Here is a 3,217-nt window from a genome sequence, read left to right on the forward strand (position 1 = left end):
TGCATATTACCGAATTGGAAACCATGGGCGATTCAGGGCTCCATTGCGATTTCTATTTGTTTCTATAGAATGAAAGTGACTTAATTGATCCTACATCAGTAACACTAAAAAGGGGACGAGCGCTAGGTCATATCATGAGACACTCATTCAATCACGTGGTGACCTCGCTCGTCCCCGAGTTACTTGGGAAGGACGCGCCATTAAATGAAATAGCTGAGATCGAGAGGAGGGCCCTGGAGGAGGCGGAGAGGACCTCCCCCAGGTCGGTAGACCCAAAATCACCTCCTTGAAAATAAATCTATATTAATAAGCGATTCTATTGATTTAAGTAGAAAATCTTTTAGATTGAATAAATCATCAGAAAACAAGAGTATTAGGAGTATCCTGAACTCCTCCCTCCTCACCTCCCCCTTGAACACGGTGTACAGGGAGTAGAGTACGATTGCCAGCACGAAGATCAACGTGCGGAAGACGAACTTGGTGGAACTGGGTGAAGGGGANAAAGGCCTTGATGTTCCGGTAAGAGGTCTCTATGGGACCCCTCACCTTGTTGTACAACTTCAACACCTCCCCCTTCGGTAGGTTCAGATTAGTCGCCCTAGCGAAGTAAACTAGAGTCCTCTTCTTTCTCCTGACCTTCTCCTTGCTGTACACGAGGAGCCTGAACTTGACCTGCTCGTCCCTCCTGTGCCTCTTACTGTTAGTCTCGTACTCGCCGTCGAACTCCTGGTAGACCTTCACGTCCCCAACAGGGACGGCAATTATGTACTTGAACTGCGAAACGAAGTTGAGCACGTCTACAGTGTAGAAGCCCGCGTCGAGAGTCATCAACCTTACCTTGAACCTCATGGCGACGACTTGCTCCACGAGGGCCTTCACGACCTCTTCCTTGGTCATCCCCTTGACTTGAGTGACGAAGGCCAGTAGGAGCACTTTCCCGTCAAACTTAGTCGTCGCAGTTGCGTAGTTCCAAGAGCTCCCCTCCTCCGAACTCCCGAGCCCCTCCACCGTTTTCCCGTACCAAGTCTTGGTCGTCCAGTCTATTGAGAGGTCTATCTCCTTGACTCCCTTCAGTACCTCCAAGGATATTTTCCTCACTTGTTCCAAGAGTTTCTCAATAACTTCCACCCCTTGCTCCTCCACGTAATTCCTCACGGTCTGTGGGGACACGCCGTACGTCCTCGACTTGCTTTCCACCGAATCGTTCCACAGACAGGCTGAGATGAGGGTTCTCGCCACCTCTTCCCCTCTCTTTCCCTTGAAGGAGAACATGGAAAGTAATTTATATCCTATTTGTTGAACGTTGTTTTGGTGAGGGAGATGGTGTATTATCATCTCGCTATCACACGTGGTAATACCACATCTCCCTCACCTTAAACCTTTCTTCAACTGAATTCTTAATACCCTTATAAATCCTGTTATCTATCATGAATCGATATTATTCTATCAGAATTATTTTTCATAATATGATTTTGGGTCTACCGGTTAGGGCGGGGTAGTTCACATCATTTCCTTGTAGAAAGCCACGTCCGTTTTAGGTGTAGGAAAAGCGAGGCTTCCACAAAAATTCGGTCTTCGAACACTGAGTGCACGACGATTTATCATAAAATTAAAAGTAATTCTTAAAGGTTTGTAGAGGCCCGTATTTGTAGTGATAAATCTTGGTGGAATATCCTAGATCCCAGGTGATCAAGGTAGCCGCGGGATCCGTGATAGGTACTACCATAGAATGGTACGACTTTTTCCTGTATGGATATATAGCTGCCTTAGTGTTCCCTAAGATATTTTTCCCACCCGGTTATTCCCAGGTCGCAGCTACCATCCTATCACTCTCCACCTACGCCGTAGGCTTCGTGGCCAGGCCCATCGGTGCCATGATCTTCGGACACATAGGGGATAGGTCTGGAAGGAGAACGGGTCTGCTCTGGGACCTCGTGCTCATGGGTGTAGCCTCCTTAATCATAGGACTCCTACCCGGATATCAGGTCCTCGGCTTCGGCTCCCTGGTCATAGCTGCCCTTATGAGGGTACTCCAAGGAATAGGAGTTGGAGGTGAGTGGGGAGGTGCGACGACCTGGCTCACCGAGTATGCATCACAGTCAAAGTGGAGGGCCTTCTGGGGAAGCTGGGTACAGCAGGGAGTCCCTATAGGGCTACTGTGGGCCTCAGGGATGATATCCATCATGAGCGTCAATTCAGACTTCTTTTATAGCGTAGGCTGGAGAATACCTCTCTTCCTGGGGGCCATAGCCGCGGTGGCAGGTATAGTAATAAGGCTATTTCTCCTGGAGAGTCCACTGTTCGAGAGAACCAAGAGTGAGGGAAAGATAGAGAAGATGCCATCGGTGAAGGCTTGGACCCGATACTGGAAACTCATTTTATTGTTAGCCTTCAGTTGGGCTGCTCAAAACGCGAGCTTCTACCTCTACGGTACATACGCTGTGGATTATCAGGCTACGTTGGGGATGCCGAAAACCCTATCCTCCTTCGCTGTCACAATAGCGTCCGTCATATCCATCTTCATCCTCATAGGTTTCGCAATTTTAGGAGATAAGATCGGTCGAAAGCAGGCCATGATAATAGCCTTCTCATGGGGTCTCGTGTTCTCCTTCCCCTACGTGTTACTGATAAAACAATTGGATTTCGGCACTACGGTATTGGCACAGATATTGATGTCCATAGCTTCCATAGGGTCATATTCCGTTCTCCCCGCATTTTTCGCTGAAAGCTTCCCGACGCAGGTGAGGTACTCAGGGGCTGGCCTAAGCTATCACATGGCCGCTCCCTTCGCTGGAGGATTGGCACCAATAATAACCGAGGCACTGGTGGGCCCGAATCCCTCGGCCTATTGGTACTGGTTCAGTACAGTATTTGCAGTATACTTCGCCATATCCTTGGTCGCACTGATGATAGTGAGGGACACGAAGGATAAGGTAATGGAGTGAGAAAGATAAACTCTTTTTTCCAAGTCGACTACTTCTCAATACCCTTCACGTATGGTCCTCAAGACGTTGTCCACATTCATCTTTTCACACCAGAGACCCCGTCCGTGACGGTAGACCCAAAATCATATTATGAAAAATAATTCTGATAGAATAATATCGATTCATGATAGATAACAGGATTTATAAGGGTATTAAGAATTCAGTTGAAGAAAGGTTTAAGGTGAGGGAGATGTGGTATTACCACGTGTGATAGCGAGATGATAATACACCAT

General features: G+C 47.8%; 1 protein-coding gene and 2 pseudogenes. 2 read left to right on the plus strand and 1 reads right to left on the minus strand.

Annotated features, from left to right (window positions below):
- Window positions 1-134 precede the first annotated feature (134 nt).
- Window positions 135-263 (plus strand): annotated as a pseudogene (locus tag METMK1DRAFT_RS18000) (IS256 family transposase); the annotation flags it as partial.
- A 15-nt stretch (window positions 264-278) separates the two neighbouring features.
- On the opposite strand, the pseudogene METMK1DRAFT_RS15315 reads toward METMK1DRAFT_RS18000, so the two are convergent.
- Window positions 279-1,335, minus strand: a pseudogene (locus METMK1DRAFT_RS15315) (ISH3 family transposase).
- A gap of 329 nt (window positions 1,336-1,664) precedes the next feature.
- Here METMK1DRAFT_RS15315 and METMK1DRAFT_RS15320 point away from each other — a divergent pair.
- On the plus strand, window positions 1,665-2,945 hold the full coding sequence (locus METMK1DRAFT_RS15320; protein WP_245544678.1) for an MFS transporter: 1,281 nt from the start codon (window positions 1,665-1,667) through the stop codon (window positions 2,943-2,945).
- Window positions 2,946-3,217 lie beyond the last annotated feature (272 nt).

Source organism: Metallosphaera yellowstonensis MK1 (assembly GCF_000243315.1).
GTDB lineage: Archaea > Thermoproteota > Thermoprotei_A > Sulfolobales > Sulfolobaceae > Metallosphaera > Metallosphaera yellowstonensis.